1 protein-coding gene is annotated in these 254 nt (G+C 40.6%); it reads right to left on the reverse strand.

What is annotated here, in order from left to right; genetic code table 11:
* Window positions 1–254, reverse strand: a 254-nt coding sequence (locus tag FLQ44_RS10940) for a hypothetical protein (protein WP_206208812.1), incomplete at both ends; no start/stop codon positions are given.

Below are 254 nucleotides of genomic sequence, written 5' to 3' on the forward strand. Positions count from 1 at the left end.
GCCTTTGCGGTTATTGATAATCGGAAAATTACCAATCCGAGTACGAGAGGTGGTCAACCATGTTTCTGTTTTATCTTCAAATAACCAACTGCACGCCATAAAAGTACGTACAGGAAATGTTTTTATACCCAAATGTGTCGCTAGGCTAAGCGTGTTTTTCCATAAATGTGGATTCATCACACGTAATGGTGCATCAATTAAGCCACCTTCAAACTCAATACTGTGACTATCCACACCACGACGGATTGCTTCAA

Source organism: Vogesella mureinivorans, assembly GCF_007644035.1.
Lineage (GTDB): Bacteria > Pseudomonadota > Gammaproteobacteria > Burkholderiales > Chromobacteriaceae > Vogesella > Vogesella mureinivorans.